At 76.3% G+C, this 4,422-nt stretch carries 1 protein-coding gene; it reads left to right on the forward strand.

The window, feature by feature from the left end:
* Nucleotides 1–17: 17 nt before the first annotated feature.
* Nucleotides 18–4,422 (forward strand): type I polyketide synthase (locus tag KBX39_RS24420; protein ID WP_247660541.1); only part of this gene is annotated, 4,405 nt, incomplete at its 3' end.

Consider the following 4,422-nt stretch of genomic DNA (forward strand, 5'->3'; position numbering starts at 1 on the left):
CCGCGCGGGGTCGGTTGATGCAGGCGCTGCCGGCCGGTGGCGGGATGCTGGCGGTGGCGGCCGACGAGGCTGCGGTGGCGGAGTCTCTCGCCGGGATGACCGACCGTCTCGGTATCGCGGCGGTTAACGGGCCTGCCGCCGTCGTCGTCTCCGGTGCCGTCGAGGCCCTGGACGAGGTGGAGCGGGTCTGGCGGGAGCGGGGCGTGCGCACTCGCCGGCTGACGGTGAGCCATGCGTTCCACAGTCCGTTGATGGAGCCGATGCTGGCCGAGTTCCGCGCGGTCCTGCACGGCCTCACGTTTGCCACGCCGTTGTTGCCGGTGGTGTCGAACGTGACCGGTGCCCTGGCCGGCGACGAGATCCGCACGCCGGAGTACTGGGTGCGGCACGTGCGCGAGGCGGTGCGGTTCGCCGACGGGATCGCCGCTGTGCGGGCTGCCGGGGTGGACACGTTCCTGGAGGTCGGTCCGCAGAGCGTCCTGACCGCGATGACCGCCGACGTGCTGCCCGACGACGACGGTGTGCTGGCGGTGGCCGTGCAGCGCCGTGACCGCCCGGAGGCGCACGCGCTGCTGCACGCCCTGGCCGAACTGCACGTGCACGGGATGCCGGTGACCTGGACGCAGTGGTTCGCCGACACCGGCGCGCGCCGCGTCGACCTGCCCACGTACGCCTTCCAGCACCAGCGCTACTGGCCCGAGGGCACGGCCGAGAAGCGGGCCGCCCCGGACGGCGGCGACGTCGAGTTCTGGACCGCCGTCGAGCGTGGCGACCTGGCCGCCCTCGCCGCCGAACTCGGCGACGACCCCGACGCCCTGGACACGCTCGGCCCGGCCCTGCCGGTCCTCTCGCGCTGGCGTCGTCACCGGTCCCGGGACACCGCGCTGGACGGGTGGTCGTACCGGATCGGGTGGGAGCCGGTCCGGCCGAACCCGAAGACCAGGCTGTCCGGGCGGTGGCTGATCGTCACCGTCGACAGCGGCGCCGACGCGGGCGTGGCGAAGACCCTCACCCAGGCCGGCGCCCGGGTGGACACGCTCACCGTGTCGTCCACCCTCGACCGCGCCGACCTGGGCGAGCGGCTGCGCCGGATCAGCGGGGACGGCTGGGCCGGGGTGCTCTGCGTCCTGCCCCGCCAGGACCGGCCCCCGGCGCACACGCCGGCGTTGCCCGCTGGCACGGCCGCCCTGCTCACCCTCGTCCGGGCGCTCACCGACACCGGCCTGGCCGGACGGGTGTGGGCGCTCAGTCGGACCGCGATGCCCGTCACTGCCGGCGAACGGGTCGACGACGTCTGGGCGGCCCTGGCCTGGGGCCTGGGCCGGGTCGTCGCCCTCGAACAGCCGGACCGCTGGGGCGGCCTGGTCGACCTGCCCGCCCGCGCCGACCGCGGCGCCCGCGCCGGGCTCGTCGCGGTCCTCGCCGACGGCACCCTGGACCAGGTGGCCGTCCGGCGCAGCGGCATCTTCGGCCGGCGGCTGGTGCCGGCCGCGCCGCCCGCCGGGTCAGGTTGGCGGCCCGCCGGGACGGTGCTGGTGACCGGTGGTACAGGAGCGTTGGGTCGGCACGTGGCCCGCTGGTTGCTGGCGAACGGGGCCGGTGAGGTGGTCCTCGCCTCGCGGCGGGGTCCGGGGGCTCCGGGTGCGGCGGAGCTGGTGGCCGAGTTGGGTGCGGTGCGGGTCGTGGCGTGCGACGTCACCGACCGGGCCGCCGTCGACGCCCTCGTGGCGGACCTGCCGGAGCTGACCGCCGTCGTGCACACCGCCGGAGCGTCCGGCGGCACCACCCCGGCGTACGAGGTGACCGACGGCGAGCTGTCGGACACCCTGGCCGGCAAGGTGCTCGGCGCCCTGCACCTCGACGCCGCCTGCCGGGGTCGCGACCTCGACGCGTTCGTGGTCTTCTCCTCGGTCGCCGGTGTCTGGGGCGGCGGCGGGCAGGCCGGCTACGCGGCCGGCAACGCCCTGCTCGACACCCTCGTCGCAGCCCGCCGGGCGAAGGGCCTGCCCGCCACCGCGCTGGCGTACGGCCCGTGGGCGGAGGACGGCATGGCCGCCGGGGAGACCGCCGACGGCCTGCGCCGCCGCGGGTTCAGCCCGCTCGCGCCCGACGCCGCCGTCGCGGCGCTCGGCCGCTGGGTGAACGCCCCCGAGGCGGCCCCCGTGATCGTGGACGTCGACTGGTCCCGGTTCGTCACGGCGTTCACCGCCGCACGGCCGAGCCACCTCTTCGACCGGGTCGCCCCCGCCGTCGCCGAAGAGCCGCAGCGGCCGGAGAGCGCCGCCGCCACCGACGGGCTGCGCAACCGGCTCGCCACGCTGCCGGCGACCGGCCAGGAGGCGCTGCTGGTCGACCTCGTCCGCGCGGAGGCGGCGGCCGTGCTCGGCCACCCCACCACCGACCAGGTGCCCGCCGGCCGGGCGTTCCGGGAACTGGGCTTCGACTCCCTCGCCGCCGTGCAACTGCGGGACCGGCTGGGCCGGGTCACCGGCCTGACCCTGCCGTCGACAGTGGTCTTCGACCACCCGTCGGCGGCGGAACTGGCCCGCTTCCTGCGTACCGAAATCGTCATCGGCGCGGACGGCGGCCCGGTCACCGGCGGCGTGGCCTCTGCCCGGCCGGCGGCCGACGAGCCGATCGCGATCGTCTCCATGGCCTGCCGCTTCCCGGGCGGCGTGTCGTCGCCGCAGGAGCTGTGGCGCCTGCTGGCCGAGGGGGTGGACGCGGTCACGCCGATGCCGGCCGACCGGGGCTGGGACCTCGACAGCCTGTTCGACAGCGACCCGGAGCGGGTCGGCACCAGCTACACCCGCAGCGGCGGCTTCCTGCACGACGTCGTCGGCTTCGACGCCGCGTTCTTCGGGATCAACCCGCGCGAGGCCCTCGCCATGGACCCGCAGCAGCGGCTGCTGCTGCACACCACCTGGGAGGTCTTCGAACGCGCCGGCATCGACCCGCACCGGGTACGCGGCTCCGCCACCGGCGTCTTCATGGGCACCAACGGGCAGGACTACGCCACGCTGCTGCTGGGCGCCCGCTCGCAGGTGGAGGGCTACCAGGCGACCGGCAACGGCGCGTCCGTGGTCTCGGGCCGCCTGGCGTACTCGTTCGGGCTGCACGGCCCGGCGGTCACCGTCGACACGGCCTGCTCGTCGTCGCTGGTGGCGCTGCACCTGGCCGCGCAGGCGCTGCGCAGCGGCGAGTGCGACCTCGCCCTCGCCGGCGGCGTGACGGTGATGTCGACCCCGGGCGCGTTCCTGGAGTTCTCCCGGCAGCGCGGCCTCGCGGCCGACGGGCGGGTCAAGGCGTTCGCCGAGGCCGCCGACGGCACGGGCTGGGGCGAGGGCGTCGGCGTCCTGCTGCTCCAGCGGCTCTCCGACGCCCAGCGCGACGGCAACCGGATCCTCGCCGTCGTACGGGGCAGCGCCGTCAACTCCGACGGCGCGAGCAACGGCCTCACCGCCCCGAACGGACCCGCCCAGCAGCGGGTCATCCGGCACGCGCTGGACAACGCCGGCCTCACCCCCGCAGACGTGGACGTCGTCGAGGCACACGGCACCGGCACCACCCTCGGCGACCCGATCGAGGCGCAGGCGCTGCTGGCCACGTACGGCAGGGACCGAACCGCCGAGCGGCCGCTGTGGCTCGGGTCGGTGAAGTCGAACATCGGCCACACCCAGGCCGCGGCGGGCGCGGCGAGCCTGATGAAGATGGTGCTGGCCCTGCAACACGAGGTGCTGCCGAAGACCCTGCACGTCGACGCGCCGACCCCGCACGTCGACTGGTCCTCCGGCACGCTGGCGCTGCTCACCGAAGCACGACCGTGGGCCGCCACGGACGGACCCCGCCGGGCCGGCGTCTCCTCGTTCGGCATCAGCGGCACCAACGCCCACGTGATCATCGAGGAGGCCCCGGCGCCGGTCGCCGCCGCCGACACCGCAACGTTCGACGTGACCGCGGGGCACGGCGAAGCGCGACGCGACCACCGCGCCGTGGCCCTGCCGTGGCCGGTCTCCGCCGCCGATCTGCCCGCCCTGCGCGAGCAGGCCGGGAGGCTGGCCGACCACGTCGCGACCGGCGACGACCCGGCCGGCCTGGTCGCCTGGGCGCTCGCCGACGGCCGCGCCCACCTCGGCCGGCGGGCCACCGTGATCGCCGCCGACCGGGAGACCCGGCTGGCCGCGCTGCGCGCCCTGGCCGCCGGGGAGGAGCACCCAGCGGTGGTCACCGCCCGGCGACGCGCCGGCGGCCTCGCCGTCCAGTTCTCCGGCCAGGGCGCCCAGCGCCCCGGCACCGGCCGCCAGCTGTACGACACGTTCCCCGTCTTCGCGGCGGCCCTCGACGAGGTCTGCGCGGCCCTGGACCACCAGCTGCCGCAGCCGCTGAAGCCGGTGCTGTTCGCGGCCGAAGGCAGCGCCGAGG

Source organism: Micromonospora sp. D75 (assembly GCF_018070405.1).
Lineage (GTDB): Bacteria > Actinomycetota > Actinomycetes > Mycobacteriales > Micromonosporaceae > Micromonospora > Micromonospora chalcea.